Source organism: Paenibacillus sp. FSL H3-0321 (assembly GCF_038002865.1).
In the GTDB taxonomy this organism is placed as follows: Bacteria; Bacillota; Bacilli; order Paenibacillales; family Paenibacillaceae; genus Paenibacillus_AQ.
The window spans coordinates 6,753,801-6,770,649 of the sequence record NZ_JBBODH010000001.1; the positions used below are offsets into that span (position 1 = coordinate 6,753,801).

Genomic DNA, 16,849 nt, shown 5'->3' on the forward strand with positions numbered 1-16,849 from the left:
GCCCTTCAAGGTTTACTATGGAATTGAATTCTTTTTAAAAATTCAGAAGTCTTTAAGATTTTACACCGAGTTAACATTCCGGTGATATGATGGGCTTGCGAACTGATTTGTAAATTTAAAAACATATGAAGACGGGGGAACCTATGGCACAACGATTGCTTGTCATTGAAGACGAACCGACGCTGGCACGGCTGCTGTCCTATAATTTGACGCAGGAAGGTTATGAAGTGACGGTGGAGGATCATGGAACGGCAGGATATGACCGTGCGACTAGAGAACCTTTTGACCTGATCGTACTGGACCTTATGCTTCCGGGAATGAACGGGATTGATATTCTTGATAAACTGCGCGGACAAGGCATCCGTACGCCTGTTATCGTGCTGACTGCCAAAAATGCCGAAGAGGATGTAGTCCGCGGCCTGAAATCCGGTGCTGATGATTATATAACCAAACCTTTTGGTGTATCGGAATTGCTTGCCCGGGTCAGCGCTGTACTCCGGCGGATCTCCGGACTTGCCGAAGAAGTCCAGCCGGAAGCTGTTGTATCGGCATCGACGATTATTCTGGGACAGCTGGAGATTTACCCTGAACGGTATGAGGTTTCTCTGGGCGGAGTCAGCATTAATCTGCGGCCGAAGGAATTTGAAGTGCTGCTGTATCTGGCGCGCAAGCCGGGAGTGGTGCTGACGCGCGACGATTTGATGAATGCCGTGTGGGGCTTTGATTATATTGGCGGACAGCGGACGGTGGATGTCCACGTTAGCTCACTGCGCAAGAAACTGGAGCTTGATCCGGAATCGGTCCATATTGATTCGATTCGCGGTGTAGGTTACAAACTGGTAGTTAGCAAGAAAAGAGCGCCTGTCATTTGAAATGACGGTGTTCTTTTTTTAAAATATACAAAGAAATGAAATAATAAGATCATCGGCATTTCGTGAAAACGGGACGATTGTTACCGATTTTACACTGCGTTAACAATTCTCTTCAACTCTATTTACACTGAAAGCTTATCATGGGGAACGAAGATGATGAGAAGGAGACGCAAAAACTAATGAAATCCATCATTGACATAGAGAAACTTGATCTCTACTATGAGTCTTTTCATGCACTGAAGGCTGTGGATCTGCAGATTCCGGAGAAACAGGTGACAGCTTTTATCGGTCCCTCCGGCTGTGGTAAATCTACATTACTGCGCACACTAAACCGTATGAACGACATGATTCCCGGAACACGTATTGAAGGTAAAGTGAACATCAGCGGCAAAAATATTTACAGCGATGAGGTTGAGGTGGAGAGCCTGCGCAAGCAGGTCGGCATGGTATTCCAGCAGCCCAATCCATTTCCCAAGTCGATCTACGACAACGTGGCCTACGGCCCCCGTCTGCATGGCGTCCGCGCCAAAGCGGAGCTGGACGAACTCGTAGAACAAAGTCTGCGGCAATCCGCGCTTTGGGAGGAAGTTAAGGATTTTCTGAAGAAATCTGCACTTAGCCTGTCCGGTGGACAGCAGCAGCGTCTTTGCATTGCCAGAGCGCTTGCGGTACAACCGGATATTCTGCTGATGGATGAGGCAACCTCCGCGCTTGACCCGGTTTCCACACTGAAGATTGAGGAACTGGTTCAGGAGCTGCGCGATAAGTACACCATTGTTATGGTCACACATAATATGCATCAGGCGGCCCGGGTATCGGGCAAAACCGTGTTTTTCCTGAACGGTGTAATTGTAGAGGCTGCGGATACGGAACTGTTGTTCTCCAATCCAAAGGACTCCCGCACAGAAGACTATATATCCGGCCGCTTCGGCTAACCCCCCCGCAGGGACCCGTTCCTGGAAATGACAAGCTGACCATACGTTTTTGAGGAGGATCGCTTTTATTATGATTCGCAGAAAAGAATTCGATAAAGATCTGGAAGAACTACGCAGTCTGCTGCAGCAGATGGGCGAGCATGTAACGGATGCTCTGGAAGGTGCAATCGTAGCTTTGCAGACTCTTGACACCGTACGTGCACAAGAAATCGTCAAAGCCGATTTACGGCTGAATGCCATGGAAGACAGAATAATGGAAATCGGTTCACGGCTGATTATTACCCAGCAGCCCGTAGCCAAGGACCTGCGCCGAATTATTGTTGCGTTCAAAATATCCAGCGATCTGGAGCGTATGGGCGATTTGGCACTGGATGTAGCGAAGGTTACACTGCGCATTCAGGGCCAGCAATTGATCAAACCGCTGGTGGATATTCCGCGGATGGCTGAAATTGTGGCCGTCATGATCGACGAGGCGATTCAATCCTATCTGGATGAGAACACCGATCTGGCGTACAAGATGGCCCAGGATGACGATCAGGTCGATCATTTGTACAGCGCAACAATTAATGAGCTGTACACTTATATGGTCGAAAAGCCGGAATCGCTGAATCAGGCGATGCTGTTGACGCTGGTTGGACGCTATATCGAGCGGATTGCCGATCACGCCACCAACATCGGCGAAAGTGTGGTTTATCTCGTAACAGGCAAGCGCCCGGATCTGAATCAATAACGAAGGCACGATAGAGCCGGTGCTGGCTGACCTTCTTGAGCAGCCCCGGATGAATTTCGCGTGTACCTACTAAGCAGCAAACTCCTGTACTGGAGGCTTGCTGCTTTTTTCATTTTTATTTAGAGGCTAAGCAGTTTTAGCAAGGGTAATAATGGAAATCCTACATTAAATACATAAATTCGGGCACTTCCTCTAATTAGCGGGCAGGAACTTGCTTTAGCGGTAGAATCCGCAGTTCATTTCGGATGTCTTGGTTCTTTTTTGAGCGGGGCATATGTTACTATGTAGGGAGTAAGCAAGATAAAGGCGAGGTGCTATAGTGGACAAGTTGATACTAATCGATGGAAATAACATCATTTATCGCGCATTTTTCGCCATGCCGCCGCTGACGAATACGGCGGGGCAGCAGACAAATGCGGTATACGGATTTACGACGATGCTGCTGCGTTTAATAGAGGAGCATAAGCCGAGTCATCTGATCGTTGCATTCGATGCCGGAAAGATTACATTCCGGCATGAAGGATATGAAGATTATAAGGGCGGCCGTCAAAAGACACCGCCGGAGCTCTCCGAGCAGTTTCCGATGCTGAAGGACCTGCTGCGTGATATGGGGGTGCCGCAGTTTGAGATTTCCGGTTACGAAGCTGACGATATTATCGGCAGCATCTCGCGTGAGGCTGATGAAGCCGGACGCCAGGTAATGATCGTGTCCGGGGACAAGGATATGCTGCAGCTGGCCTCTGAGTATACGACGGTGGCACTGGTCCGTAAGGGCGTTACAGAAGTCGAGCTGTACGGGCCGCAGCAAATCCGCGAGAAATACGATCTGACGCCGGAGCAGATCATCGACCTTAAGGGGCTGATGGGCGATGCCAGTGATAACATTCCCGGAGTGCCTGGCGTAGGCGAGAAGACCGCACTTAAGCTGCTGCACCAGTTCGGTTCGGTCGAAGGCGTGCTGGCCGGAACCGGCGAGCTGAAGGGCAAGATGAAAGAGAAGCTGGAGGAACATGCGGACAGTGCTGTGATGAGTAAGAAGCTGGCAACGATCTACCGCGAGGTTCCGCTGGAGCATGCCTGGGAGGATATGGAATTCACCGGAATTAAGGGGGATACCGCCGGCCCGGCACTCGCCAAGCTGGAATTCAAATCCCTGCTTGAGCGCCTGTCGCTGAGCGCTTATTCGCCCAGCAGTGATGGAGCTATTGAAGCGGTTGAAGCTGCCGTCCTGGATATTACCATCGTCGGTGAAAGTGAGCTGGAGGACTTGATCTCCGCTCTCCCGGGCATTTCCGCGCTACATGTGGAATCAAACGGTGAGAACCCGCACCGTGCAGAAGTGATTGGCCTTGGCCTGTCTTCGCCGGAGCGGCATTACTTCGTGCCGTTTGCACTGCTGCAGAGCCATGCTGCAGCTCCGCTGCGGGCCTGGCTGGGAGACAGCAAGGCACCGAAGAGCGGTTACGATCTGCACCGCGCCGACCTGGCGCTGCATTGGCAGGGGATTCCTTTTGCCGGAGCAGCCGATGATGTGCAGCTTGCTGCGTATCTGCTGGATCCGACGGAAGCGAATCAGAACCTGAATGATCTTACCGCCAAATATGGCCTGCCCCGCTTATCTCCGGATGAAGAGGTGTTCGGCAAAGGCGCCAAATATAAAATACCGGAGCTTGAAATCCTCGGCAATCATGTGGCGCGCAAAAGCGCTACCGTGCTTGGTATCGTCGAGAAGCAGCAGCAGGAGCTGACCGAGACGGCAATGACCGGACTGTTCGAAGATCTCGAAATGCCGCTGTCGCGCATTCTTGCCGATATGGAAAAACAGGGGATTGCCGTCAATAAAGAAGATCTTAAAGAGCTGGGGAAAGAATTCGAAGCCCAGATTTCCAAGCTGGTTGCTGAAATCTACGAGATATGCGGAACCGAGTTCAACCTGAATTCGCCTAAGCAGCTCGGGGAAATCCTGTTTGTGAAGCTGGGTCTGCCTGTCGTCAAGAAGACCAAAACAGGCTATTCCACTGATGCCGAGGTGCTGGAGAAACTGGCCCCTTATCATGATGTGGTGCGTCTGATCCTGCAATACCGCTCGATCGCCAAGCTCCAGTCCACCTATGTAGAGGGGCTGCTCAAAGAAGTCTCCGAAGTGACCGGTAAGGTTCATACCTTCTACCGGCAGACCATTGCCGCAACAGGAAGGCTTAGCAGCCAATTTCCGAACCTGCAGAACATTCCGATCCGGCTGGAGGAAGGCCGCAAGATCCGCAAGGTCTTTGTACCGTCCGAACCGGGCTGGTCAATTCTGGCGGCAGATTACTCGCAGATCGAACTCCGCGTGCTGGCACATATTTCCGGTGATGAGCGGATGAAGGAAGCCTTTCTGCATGATATGGATATTCATACCAAGACAGCGATGGATGTGTTCGGAGTCACGGCTGACCAGGTAGACAGCAACATGCGCCGGTCCGCCAAGGCGGTTAACTTCGGCATTGTGTACGGCATCAGTGATTACGGACTGTCGCAGAACCTGGGGATTTCCCGCAAGGAAGCATCACATTTTATTGAGCAGTACTTTGAAGTATATGAGGGTGTACGCCGCTACATGGACGATATCGTGATTGATGCCCGCAAGCAAGGTTATGTAACCACGCTGCTGGAACGCCGCCGCTATCTGCCGGAGATCAATGCGAAGAACTTTAATCTGCGCTCATTTGCCGAACGTACGGCGATGAATACCCCAATTCAAGGGACGGCTGCAGACATTATCAAGCTGGCTATGGTCCATATGGACAAGGCGCTGTATGAGCGCGGGCTGAAGAGCCGCATGCTGCTGCAGGTGCACGATGAGCTTGTCTTCGAGGTGCCGGAAGATGAGCTTGAGCTGATGAAGGAATTGCTGCCCAAGGTTATGGCCGGCGCGCTCAAGCTCTCTGTGCCGCTGAAAGCAGAGGTAAGTTATGGAAGTAACTGGTATGAGGCGAAATAGACTCCCCGCAGGCCCGGCAATTCCGGTATAATGGAGGAGAGGTGAGCCATTATGCCGGAATTGCCGGAAGTAGAAACAGTCAAGAGAACACTTAATGAATTAATTAAAGGCAAGCAGATAGAGAATGTCACCGTCCGGCTGCCGCGGATTATCCAGCGTCCGGACGATACTCAGGCTTTTGCCCATATGCTGGCAGGCCATAGCGTGGTTCATGTGGAGCGCAGAGGCAAGTTTCTGCGTTTTGTATTTGACGGTTTGGTAATGGTCTCCCATCTGCGGATGGAGGGCCGGTACGGTCTTTTCCAGGGAGATGAGCCGCTGGACAAGCATACGCATGTCATCTTCCATTTCACTGACGGCACCGAGCTGCGTTATACGGATGTGCGTCAATTTGGTACCATGCATTTATTCCAGCCGGGCGAGGATCTTCTCCTTAAGCCGCTGAGCAAGCTGGGGCAGGAACCGCTTGATCCTTCCTTTACAGTGGAGAGATTCAAGGAAATTGTCTCCGGCAAAAATACCAAAATCAAGCCGCTGCTGCTGAATCAGGAATATGTGGTCGGCATCGGCAATATTTATGTAGATGAGGCGCTGCACCGCGCCGGTATTCACCCGGAGGTGAGCGCGAAGGCGCTTACGGAAGAGCAGTTGAACAAGCTGCATCATGCGATTGTGGCTACACTGACCGAAGCGGTGAATGCCGGGGGTTCCTCTGTGAAGTCGTATGTCAACGGCCAGGGAGAAAGCGGCAGCTACCAGCAGCAATTGCTCATTTACGGACGCAAGGACCAGCCCTGCGCCACCTGCGGTACACTCATTGAGAAGAGTGTTGTAGGCGGCCGGGGCACTCATATTTGCCCAAGCTGCCAGCCTTTGGCTGCGGCGGTTAAGTAGGGCATCGCACTAGAGCAAGAGATGATTTACAGGCATCATACACCACTGCTGTTCATGCTGCTGCAAAAGCGAGGCACCGACTGTCTGTCCCGCCCATATACTGTGTGAAGAATGCTCAATAAAGCGAACGGAGCCCGCGGAACGTTCCGCACGGGCTGCCGGTTCTTCACGGGAGGGATTGCGGGTGCTCAGCCCCTTGTTTTCATTGCTGCTGCTGGCTTTTGCCCTGAGCTTGGACGGTTTTGGTGTAGGCATTACATATGGACTCCGCAAAATGAAAATACCGCTGCTCTCCATTATGATTATCTCGCTTTGCTCGGGGATAGTCATTTGTGTCTCTATGCAGGTAGGTGTGCTGCTGGCGAAGGTAATTTCACCGCAGGCCGCTTCAAGCATCGGCGCGATTATTCTGGTCCTGATGGGCTGCTGGTCCCTCGTCCAGATGCTGATTCAGAAGGAGAAGGAGCACAGTCCGGGAGGACGGGAGACAGGAACGGTACTGCTGTCGGGAGTGGCTTCCAAGGGGGAGGCTGCAACTGCTGACCTTGCAGATACGACTGCAGATTCTGTGAGTGAGATCGAAAAAGACGCGCAGAAGGCGGCAGTCTTTTCACTGGAGCTCCGCCATCTCGGGGTGGTCATCCAGATTCTCCGTACGCCGTCTTCGGCCGATATGGACGCCTCCGGGAGCATTTCCTCCATGGAAGCGATGCTGCTCGGAATAGCACTGTCGCTGGATGCTTTCGGAGCGGGTCTTGGGGCTGCACTGCTGGGATTCAGTCCGGTATCCACTTCGCTTATGATCGCCCTGTTCAGCGGAACCTTTCTACTGCTGGGCATGAGAACAGGCCTTAAGCTGTCTGGACGTTACTGGATGAAGCATGCTGCCGTACTGCCTGCGTTAATGTTAATTGCAATGGGAATAATGAAGCTATTATGAGGTGAGTACATGATTATGGGCTTAACCGGAGGCATTGCTTCCGGAAAAAGCACCGTGTCCGCACTGTTTGTGGAAAAGGGAGCAAGACTCGTGGACGCTGATGTCATCGCCAGAGAAGTCATGCTCCCGGGACATCCGGTGCTGGCTGCAGCTGTGCTGCATTTTGGAGAAGGAATCTTGCTGCCGGATGGAACACTGAACCGCACCAAGCTGGGGGAGATCGTTTTTCATGATCCGGAAGCCCGGCAGGTGCTGAATCAGTTGACGCATCCGGCGATTCGCCAGGAAATCAAAAATCGTATGAACACAATGGAACAAGAAGACCCGCAGCGGTTGACTATTGTAGATATCCCTCTGCTGTATGAATCGGAGCTGGACAACCTTTTCGGGCAAATTGTGGTCGTCTATGTTCCCCGGGAGGTCCAGTTGGACCGGCTGATGGAGCGCAACGGGCTGTCTCTGGAGCAGGCCCAAGGAAGACTGGATGCCCAGCTGGATATTGAACTGAAGCGCAGCAGAGCGGACTACATCATCGACAACAGCGGTACTCTTGCCCAAACTGAGCAGCAGGTTGCCGTATTGTGGGACAGGCTGGGCCTATGATGAAATGGCTGCGTAAAAAAAGAGTGCTGCTCCTGTTATTCGTTGGATTCACTGCAATCCTGTTCTTGAGTACCAACTGGATGTCCTGGTTTTATCCGATTTATTATAAAGCAGAAATTCGTGAGCACAGTATCACCTACGATATGGACCCGTTCCTTGTGGCGGCCATCATCCGGGTGGAAACGAACTATAAGACCGGCCGGGAGTCCAAAAAAGGCGCACTGGGACTCATGCAGCTGATGCCGGATACGGCGAAGTGGGCGCTTGAAAAGGCCAAGCTTCCCGATGTCTCACTGCAACAATTGAAGAGGGAGCCATCGGCCAACATTGAGCTTGGAACCTGGTATTTGTCATCGCTTTCCCGCCAGTTTGATGGCAACCGTACCGCTGTAATCGCGGCCTATAACGCAGGCCCCGGGAAAGTGAAGAGCTGGCTGGAAAAGGGCAATTGGGACGGTACAGCGGCTTCCGTGAAGGATATCCCGTTTGGCGAGACCCGGCATTATGTGCAGCGAGTCATTTATTATTACGACCAGTACACGGAGATTTACAGCGAGTTCTAAGGGAGAAGACTGTTTTGTACGAAAAAAGAAGCATTAAACAGCCTTGAGGGCCGTTTAATACTTCTTTAGGCAAGCTTATGGGGACAGGTTATTTGTATTGACCTGCCAGTGATTGCTCAGCCAGGGTTACAAGACGTTTAGTGATGTAACCACCGATCGAACCGTTTTCGTAAGAAGTTTTATTGCCTTGGTATCCATCTGGGGAGAGCGTGATACCTAGTTCTTGGGCAACTTCATATTTCAGTTGTTCCAAGGCACCGCGTGAATTTGGAGCTACCAGGTTATTGGAGCTGTTGTTTTGGCTCATTGCTGTTCACCTCCTATCGGTTGGTAACTGTATTATGTGCCGGACATGGCATATTCATAACAACAAATAAACGGTGTTTTCTGGAAATAAAATCAGCTTACCGGTAGCCGGCGTATGCCGGACCGGAAAGCGACCATTAATGCAAAAGGAAGTGACTTAAGGCTTATGAAATGCCCTTACTGCGATCACACGAATACGAAAGTGCTTGACTCGCGTCCGGCCAACGAGAATAAGTCCATCCGGCGCAGGCGGGAATGTGAGCGCTGCAACAAGCGGTTTACCACCTTTGAGATGATTGAAGAAACTCCGCTGATCGTGATCAAAAAAGACGGCAGCCGCGAAGAATTCAGCCGCGACAAAATCCTGCGCGGCCTTATCCGTGCCTGCGAGAAACGTCCCGTCTCCGTAGAGCGCCTGGAGTCCATTGTCTCCGAGGTGGAGAAGTCGCTGCGCGGCATCGCCTTAGCCGAAGTGGAGAGCCGCCAGATCGGCGAGCTGGTCATGGAGCAGCTCTACCCTGTCGATGAGGTAGCTTACGTCCGCTTCGCCTCCGTGTACCGCCAGTTCAAGGATATCAACATGTTTATGAAGGAACTGAAGGGACTGCTCTCTAAAAACACCGAGGAGTTTGAGGGGTTGTAGAAGCATTTTGCGCACCCCGAAAAACTTTTTTTGAAAAAGTGTTGACACCGAAGGCGATTTTTTATATTATATAGAAGTCGCCTACGGAACTTAAACATGACGAAGCGATGGGAGCTAACAGCTCAGTCCGGATTTTAGAATACATAGTTGTAGTTCTAAATCAGCCACATGGGGCCATAGCTCAGCTGGGAGAGCGCATCGCTGGCAGCGATGAGGTCAGGGGTTCGATCCCCCTTGGCTCCACCAAATTTCATATGGACTCTTAGCTCAGTTGGTAGAGCAGTAGACTCTTAATCTATTTGTCCAGGGTTCGAGCCCCTGAGAGTCCATCCTAAAGAACGGCAGAAATGCCGTTTTTTTGCCGTTTATGGGAGTTGGAGAAATAAGCAGAGAGTGGGGGGGTTCTGAGTTGCAAATGCCAACGGCAACAGCCCGCTCATGCATCCAATCCGGAGCTCAACCTCTGATCCCCAGATGTAAAGGTAAACGCCAACTGCCTAGTCCAAATCCCCAAACGTCAAATGCTAATGCTGACTGCCACTCCCAACGCTGTATGCCAACGTCGACCACCAGTTACGATTGGCTGGCTGCCCGCTAACTCCGAAATCCAACTTCAGACTAACCATTGCTACCCTGAATTCCTTGCGGACCCCACAGACTTTATTTTCGCTAATCAGCATATATTGCAGAGCTAACGGACCATACTGCGCTTATCCCCCTCCATCAGGCAATATTTCATATGAACATCAGCTAATAACTGCATCTGAGTCCGTAAGATAGACGAAAGAGCGTTTCTTGGAGAAATAAAGGCTCCCCGGTCCGTAAGAATTCACTCGACTCCTCCATCACATAGGCTGCTTGCACATCTCCAAGTGTCCTCCTACGGAGATTTTCAGTATTTTGCATGCGAGCTTCTCGGTAGGTTTTCAACTTTCGTTACCAGGAATTGTATACAGTAGTTCTTCCTTCACTTGTCAATAAACGATGGAGGCTCAAAGATCATATTGACTTTCTGAAATTGAGTGGATACAATGATACCTACAGGAAACACTGTTACCGTAAAATGCGCTTTACTTAACTTTCAAAAAAATCGAAAAATAGTTCTGAGTTTTGGTAACGGTGTTTCTATAGTATAACATAGTATCAAAAAGGAGAGCACCACTATGACAAATAAGGGGGAATAGGCGCTCGTACGGAAGCTTCTTCCGGTATTGGAGAGCAATTCGCGTGTACAGAATTATCTAGGGGCGCAGTTATCGCGTTTCATTACACGAAAGCAAAGTCTTCGGCTTGTTGGAAGCATGCTTCGTCCGCGTGAAAGATACAGCAGCAATAATAAGAATTCGGGTAATCAATCTGATCTTGCAGGGAGGACAATACGATGAAAGCTATACAACTGACAAACGGCTTCGGCTTTGAGGAATTAACCATGACGGAACTCGACAAACCAACGCCAGGCCCTAAGGAGGTGCTGATCTGCATGAGGGCAGCTTCTCTCAATTATCGGGATCTAGTGGTCCTCGGCGGATTAATGCCGATCGAAGTTAAATTCCCCTTCATTCCATTATCAGACGGAGCGGGAGAAATTGTAGCCATTGGACAAGGCGTAACTAGATTTCAGGTCGGACAACGAGTAGCAGGTAATTTTCAACAACGCTTCATTGGCGGCAACCCAAGACCAGGGGTGTTAGAAGAAAGTCTGGGAGGTCCGTTGAACGGAGTAGCGGCCGAGTATGTCGTTCTGCATGAAGACGGAGTCGTCCCTATTCCCGATCACCTCACTTATGAGGAGGCCTCCACCCTGCCGATCGCGGCATTAACCGCATGGAGCATGCTAATCGAATACGGTGGTTTGCAAGCGGGTGATACTGTGCTGCTGCAAGGAACAGGCGGTGTCTCCATCTTCGGGCTTCAATTCTCGCTTATGACCGGAGCACGAGTCATCATCACGTCGAGCAGCAACGACAAGCTGGAACGAGCAAAAGCTCTTGGCGCATGGCAAACGATCAACTATTCGGAGGTTCCTGATTGGGATAAGGCAGCGTTAGAGCTGACTGGCGGCGTCGACCATGTTCTGGATGTTGGAGGAGCGGCTACGATGGGGAAATCCATAAATGCACTCCGCACTGGAGGGACCGTGAGTATGGTCGGGTTCTTATCGGGCTTGACCATCTCGGAATACGATGTCTCCAGCATCTTGCACAAAGCCGCAACGGTTCGCGGCAGTCAAGTCGGCAACCGGGATCACTTTGAAAAGATGAATCGGGCGATTGCCCATCATCGTTTACATCCCGTCATCGACCGCGTATTCCCTCTAGAACGAATTGGAGAAGCTATCGCGCTCTTGGCTGAAGGAAAGCAATATTTTGGTAAAATCGTAGTCCAAATCTAAAATCTCTCAAAAATGATACAGGAGGCGCTCTAATGCCCAATAAACCAGTTAACTCCGTTAAATCTACTGAAAGCGTGAATCGTCCTAAACGCTCACTGCGTGCTAGGATATCCAGATGGGTTCTATCACTGCTTGCGGTGCTCGTTGTAGGATTACTCGTTTTCTTACTTTATCCTTCACCGGTCAAACCGGCAAAATGGTCCGCACCGACGGCTCCCTCTTTTGAGGAAGCGGGTCCGTGGCAACAGAACAACAAACTTAGTTCGGCTCAGCTAGTTACTGATGCCCCTCAATTCCCGGAATTCATTACATTCGATAAAGAAGGCCAGCTATATACAGGAGATTCAGACGGGAAAATTTACAGGGTTCCTTTCGATGCAGAGGGTAATCCGCAAAAAGCCCAACTGTTTGCAGACACCCAAGGAACGCCTAATGGACTTATATTCGATGCCAAAGGCGATTTGATCGTTACGGATGTCCAGAGGGGACTGCTGTCTATAAACCCATCCGGGAGCATAGAGGTATTGGCCGATCAAGTGGACGGCAAGCCGATCTATTTAGCTAATGAGCTTGATATTGCCAAGGACGGCTCCATTTATTTCTCCGATACTTCTAATTATGGTAAAGTGACCTTCAAGGAAATGGCCGAGAACAAGCCGCATGGACGTTTGCTGAAGTACGATCCAATGACCAAGAAGACGACCGTTCTGTTAGAAGGCCTCTATTTTGCAAACGGGGTTGCCTTGTCTGCGGATGAAGATTTTGTGCTTGTGGCAGAATCGTATCATTATCAGTTGACCAGATACTGGCTCAAAGGACCGAAGGAGGGCACATCTGATATTTTCGCAGACAATCTCGCAGGCTTTCCAGACAACATTACGCGTGATGACCAAGGTCATTTCTGGGTCGGTATCTTCACGACTCGCCTTTCTTTTGTAGATCAGATGCATAGCAACCCTTGGCTGGCCAGTACCATGGCCAAAGTGCCGCAGTCGCTGCTTAACGGCGCAAGTGCACCGGCGAAGCATGGGCTTGCTGCGGAGTTCAGTCCGCAGGGAGAGCTTATCGGAAGCTGGCATGATCCGGAAGGCAAACTGTATGGTGTAACTACGGCCGCAAGCCATAATGGTTATTTATATATTGGAACGGCACCTGGAGGCAGCAAGGGTGTTCATCGTGTGCTTTTAACAAAATAAGATTGGAATCTGGGAGGGTGCAAAATGAATCTGGATGATTTGGAGCTATCTTGGAATGAGAAGGAGAGTCTGACCGGTAAAGTGGCCTTGGTGACAGGCGCCAGCAGCGGAATCGGGGCATCGATCGCCAGGAAACTGGTAAAACGCGGCGCCCATGTGACTGTAGTGGCACGTCGGCAGGATCGATTGGATGAGCTGATTCAGGAATTGCATAAAGAGGGATTATACGAGGTTATGGCGGTACCTGCTGATATTCAAAAGGCTGAAGAAGTACAGCATGTGGTCAATGAAACGATTAACCGCTGGGGCCGTCTCGATATTATAGTTGCCAATGCCGGATTCGGGTATCGAAGTCCATTGGTAGAAGTGGATCTGGAAAGATGGGAGGAGCTGTACAAGACGAATGTACACGGTCTAATGTTGACGCTGCACTACGGGCTTCCGCCAATGCTGGGTCAGGGTAAGGGAGATGTCATCATCATCTCCTCCATTGCCGGCAAGGAAGTGATTGCCGGAGGAGGTCCATACAGCGCTACCAAATACGGCGTTAACGCCATAGCGTCTGCATTACGTTTGGAGACAATCGATCAGGGAATTCGCGTTACGACGATTCTGCCCGGGGCGGTGGCAACGGAATTTTCTCAGGTGGCCGGGTATTCCGAGGATGAAATACGGGCGTTTGCTTCGAAAGTTCTGCCGTTACATCCCGATGATGTTGCAGAGGCGGCACTTTATGCATTGGAGCAGCCTGAGCATGTCAGCATTCCGGAACTAACCATTATGCCTTCAAGGCAAGCCCAGCGGTTCAAATAAAACGATGTCCAATTAGTAATAAAAGATCCGTGCCAAATTTGGCAACGGATCTTTTATTTTTTTAGATAAGATTAATAAATAGAGCAAAGCGCTCGTTCCATCGGGTATGAACTATCTAGACACTTAGTCATTAGATTTTTGCTAAAGGGAAAAACGATCAATCCGAATAAGCATTTTAATTACGAACATGTTGACTATAGTATTTGCAGAGAGGATTAGAGTGAGCTGGTTTACTATTCCGGTAAATAAGAAGCAGATCTGGGTAGTGCCCCTGACCATCACGCCAGAGCGTATCGCTGGCAGCGATGAGGTCAATGGTTCGATCCCCCTTGGCTCCACCAAACATCATATGACTCTTAGCTCAGTTGGTAGAGCAGTAGACTCTTAATCTATATCCAGAGTTCGAGCCATTTTTTTCTGAGAGAAGTTCTGATCCTTTTTTTGACATGCTTAAAACAAGAGTCATTCCTTAGGCGGTTTATAAAAGCACATCTCAGGGGCATCTTATAAGCAAGTGAGCGTAATACAGTACAGGAATAAATACACTCTTATAATCTCCTGAGGGGATATCCTTCAAATTTTGCCGTTCCAAATTGCAGAATACAAACTGTTCTTAAGATAACGTTTTCAAGTAAGATAGAGCCATAACCAGCTGAGTTGCTTCACACCGATACTAGTATCACAAACGAGGGTGACCGATGAGGGAATATACGATCGTCAATATTTTATTAAGCAGAAAGGTTCCGGTTAAGATGGGCGAATTAATTGCGGAGGTCGGGTTGTCCGAACGGACGGTCCGTGATATTATCCGTTCGCTCGACAAGACCGGAGAAGCGCACGGGTTTCAGATCCGAATGATTCGTGGTCAAGGCTATCAGCTTGAGATCAAGGAGCCGGAATTATTCCAGATTTACCGGGAGAAGGGACTGCTCCAGAGCGATCAGGTGGATTTGGACAATAAGCAGTCACGGCAGCAATACCTGCTGTTCTATCTCCTGCAGAGCGACAGCTATCGGTCAATCGATAAGATGGCAGAGGAGATAGGTGTCAGCCGATCCACCATTATTTCTGATTTGAAGGAAGTGGAGCAGAGATTGGGCGCGTTTCGTTTAAGCCTGGCCCGCCGTGCCCATTACGGAATGAAAATTGAGGGGGACGAGAAGGATTTCCGCAAGGCGTTCTCCTATTTTATCCTGCAATCCAGCCAGACCCTCCAGCAAACCGAGGATTTCCATGCTTATGGGCGGGAATTTGATACGGAGAGGCTCACGGCCTATCTTCTGCAGGTGCTGAAGGATAAGGAACTGAAAATTTCGGATGTATTCCTGAATAATATTGTCACCCATCTGTTTATTCTCCTATACCGGGTCTCAAAGCATAATTACATCGTACCCGGACAAGCGATGCTGGGCAAGCCGGAGCCGCTGTATCACGATATAGCAGAGAGAATTGCCAAATGGATCGAGTCCAACTATGAGATAACGTTACCTCTGGTTGAAGTGGATTATCTGGCGTTGCATATTTCGGGCAAAACGATTATGGAGCGAATGTCAGACGAGACCAAATCGCAGCTGCGTCAAGGTATTAACGAGATTTTGCAGCGGCTGGATGGGGAGTTCCTCACCGGCTTCAATAAAGACCATGCCCTGCAGGAAGCGCTGCTTCTGCATATGTTCCCGCTACTGAACCGTCTTTACTATAATCTTCAGTTGGGAAATCCGCTCGTAGAGGATGTTTACAGCCAGTATGCCAATGTGTTCGTGATCTCTTTCCGGTTCGCTGAGATTATTGAAGAGCAATACGGGTTCAAGATGTCCCGGGACGAAGCAGGGTATGTCGCCCTCCATTTCGCTGCGCATCTTGAACGGATGCAGCAGCGCAATCTGGAGCAGTTCAAACGTATTGCTGTTATTTGTTCGACGGGTGGAGGCAGCGCACAACTCATTCGCCTGAAGCTTGAGGCGGTATTTCCCAAGGCGTCCGTTATCACAGCTTCCATTACTGAGCTTAAGGAAATCAGCAGCAGACCGGTTGATCTGATTCTGACCACGGTGCCGATTGACACTGAAATGAATGAGAAACTGGTCATTCATATTAAACAGCTGCTGGATGACCAGGAGATTCAGAGGATCAAGGAGATTTTGTCGCTGCAGATGGGCCATACACAGCCGTCCCATAAGCTGATGGATTTCAAGGACTTATTCCGCAAAGAGCTGTTCCATACGGACGGGCCGGATGATTACAAAGAACTGCTGCAGCAGCGCTGCCGTGAGATTACAGACTTTCATTATGCCGCTGAGGATTTCCCTGAGCAGGTACTGTTTCGGGAGAATAAATTTACAACCATTTATAAAAACGGTATTGCCGGTCCACATCCAATGCGGATGAGCGCCATCCGCGACTGCATCAATGTAACTGTGCTGAAAAAACAGCTCTTGCATGAGGGAAAGCCGGTACAGTTGATCTTTTTGATTAATTTGCGCCCGGGGCAGTTGTTCCTGCACAAAGAAATCAGCAAGCTGCTGCTGGTCCTGATGGAGAAAGAAGATAGCAGGAACCGGCTGCTGGCCGTGAATAGCTATGAGCAATTTATGATGGAGATAGAGAACCTACTATAAATATCAGGAGTGAAGAAACCATGGATTACGAACAAACAATTATGCAGATTATCGCGAGCAGCGGGGAAGCCCGGAGCCTCAGCCTCAAAGCGGTACGCACAGCACGCGCAGGGAACCTTGATGAAGCAGAAGAAATGATCAAGAACGCGAAACTGAGTCTTACCAAAGCGCATAAAGTCCAAACGGGTCTGATCCAGGCGGAAGGCCGGGGCGAAAAAACAGAAATCACGCTGCTGATGATTCATGCACAGGACCATTTGATGAATGCTCTGACGGTTCGTGAACTGGCCGTGGAGCTGATTGAAGAAGTTAAGGAGCGCAAAGCGCTGGAACAACAATTGAAAGGTTTGGTGAACTGAAG

At 50.1% G+C, this 16,849-nt stretch carries 15 protein-coding genes and 2 tRNA genes; 16 read left to right on the forward strand and 1 reads right to left on the reverse strand.

The genetic code is table 11. From position 1 onward, the window contains the following. Window positions 1–143 precede the first annotated feature (143 nt). From MHI45_RS29680 to MHI45_RS29715, 8 genes are all read left to right on the forward strand, one after another. On the forward strand, window positions 144–872 hold the full coding sequence (locus tag MHI45_RS29680; protein WP_038588964.1) for a response regulator transcription factor: 729 nt from the start codon (window positions 144–146) through the stop codon (window positions 870–872). A gap of 179 nt (window positions 873–1,051) precedes the next feature. Further along, window positions 1,052–1,807: a phosphate ABC transporter ATP-binding protein PstB gene (pstB, locus tag MHI45_RS29685; protein WP_038588967.1), complete on the forward strand. Its 756-nt coding sequence runs from the start codon at window positions 1,052–1,054 to the stop codon at window positions 1,805–1,807. A 70-nt stretch (window positions 1,808–1,877) separates the two neighbouring features. Further along, window positions 1,878–2,537: a phosphate signaling complex protein PhoU gene (phoU, locus tag MHI45_RS29690; protein ID WP_076110645.1), complete on the forward strand. Its 660-nt coding sequence runs from the start codon at window positions 1,878–1,880 to the stop codon at window positions 2,535–2,537. A 319-nt stretch (window positions 2,538–2,856) separates the two neighbouring features. After that, entirely contained in the window at window positions 2,857–5,520 is a 2,664-nt protein-coding gene (polA, locus tag MHI45_RS29695; RefSeq protein ID WP_341118451.1) for a DNA polymerase I, read from the forward strand. 51 nt (window positions 5,521–5,571) lie between these two features. After that, a complete protein-coding gene (gene mutM, locus MHI45_RS29700) occupies window positions 5,572–6,414 on the forward strand; it encodes a DNA-formamidopyrimidine glycosylase (RefSeq protein ID WP_038588975.1) in 843 nt (280 codons plus the stop codon). Between the two features lie 184 nt (window positions 6,415–6,598). After that, window positions 6,599–7,354, forward strand: a complete 756-nt coding sequence (locus MHI45_RS29705; protein ID WP_340899457.1) for a manganese efflux pump — start codon at window positions 6,599–6,601, stop codon at window positions 7,352–7,354. Between the two features lie 9 nt (window positions 7,355–7,363). Further along, complete coding sequence (coaE, locus tag MHI45_RS29710; protein ID WP_076110641.1) at window positions 7,364–7,957, forward strand: dephospho-CoA kinase; 594 nt, start codon at window positions 7,364–7,366, stop codon at window positions 7,955–7,957. Continuing rightward, the gene (locus tag MHI45_RS29715) at window positions 7,957–8,520 is read left to right on the forward strand and encodes a lytic transglycosylase domain-containing protein (RefSeq protein WP_340899886.1); all 564 of its coding nucleotides are present in this window, start codon (window positions 7,957–7,959) and stop codon (window positions 8,518–8,520) included. The genes coaE and MHI45_RS29715 overlap by 1 nt, the downstream gene beginning before the upstream one ends. An 88-nt stretch (window positions 8,521–8,608) precedes the next feature. On the opposite strand, the gene MHI45_RS29720 is transcribed toward MHI45_RS29715, so the two are convergent. Further along, a complete protein-coding gene (locus MHI45_RS29720) occupies window positions 8,609–8,827 on the reverse strand; it encodes an alpha/beta-type small acid-soluble spore protein (RefSeq protein ID WP_038588982.1) in 219 nt (72 codons plus the stop codon). A 165-nt stretch (window positions 8,828–8,992) separates the two neighbouring features. Here MHI45_RS29720 and nrdR point away from each other — a divergent pair, with 165 nt between their 5' ends. The 8 genes from nrdR to MHI45_RS29760 all read left to right on the forward strand — a co-directional run bounded on the left by nrdR (window position 8,993) and on the right by MHI45_RS29760 (window position 16,847). Then, complete coding sequence (nrdR, locus tag MHI45_RS29725) at window positions 8,993–9,469, forward strand: transcriptional regulator NrdR (RefSeq protein ID WP_341119133.1); 477 nt, start codon at window positions 8,993–8,995, stop codon at window positions 9,467–9,469. A 170-nt stretch (window positions 9,470–9,639) separates the two neighbouring features. Beyond that, window positions 9,640–9,715: transfer RNA gene (locus tag MHI45_RS29730), tRNA-Ala, on the forward strand. Window positions 9,716–9,725: 10 nt separating this feature from the next. After that, window positions 9,726–9,798, forward strand: a tRNA-Lys gene (locus tag MHI45_RS29735). A gap of 1,052 nt (window positions 9,799–10,850) precedes the next feature. Further along, window positions 10,851–11,861 carry a zinc-dependent alcohol dehydrogenase family protein gene (locus tag MHI45_RS29740; RefSeq protein ID WP_076110639.1) on the forward strand — a complete coding sequence of 337 codons (1,011 nt, stop codon included), beginning with the start codon at window positions 10,851–10,853 and terminating at the stop codon, window positions 11,859–11,861. A 32-nt stretch (window positions 11,862–11,893) separates the two neighbouring features. After that, a complete protein-coding gene (locus MHI45_RS29745; RefSeq protein WP_341118454.1) occupies window positions 11,894–13,057 on the forward strand; it encodes an SMP-30/gluconolactonase/LRE family protein in 1,164 nt (387 codons plus the stop codon). 24 nt (window positions 13,058–13,081) lie between these two features. Then, window positions 13,082–13,870, forward strand: a complete 789-nt coding sequence (locus tag MHI45_RS29750; RefSeq protein ID WP_341118456.1) for an SDR family oxidoreductase — start codon at window positions 13,082–13,084, stop codon at window positions 13,868–13,870. A 698-nt stretch (window positions 13,871–14,568) separates the two neighbouring features. Next, on the forward strand, window positions 14,569–16,488 hold the full coding sequence (locus MHI45_RS29755; protein WP_340899448.1) for a BglG family transcription antiterminator: 1,920 nt from the start codon (window positions 14,569–14,571) through the stop codon (window positions 16,486–16,488). Window positions 16,489–16,508: 20 nt separating this feature from the next. Next, window positions 16,509–16,847, forward strand: coding sequence for a PTS lactose/cellobiose transporter subunit IIA (locus MHI45_RS29760; RefSeq protein WP_038588994.1), 339 nt, complete (start codon window positions 16,509–16,511; stop codon window positions 16,845–16,847). Window positions 16,848–16,849 lie beyond the last annotated feature (2 nt).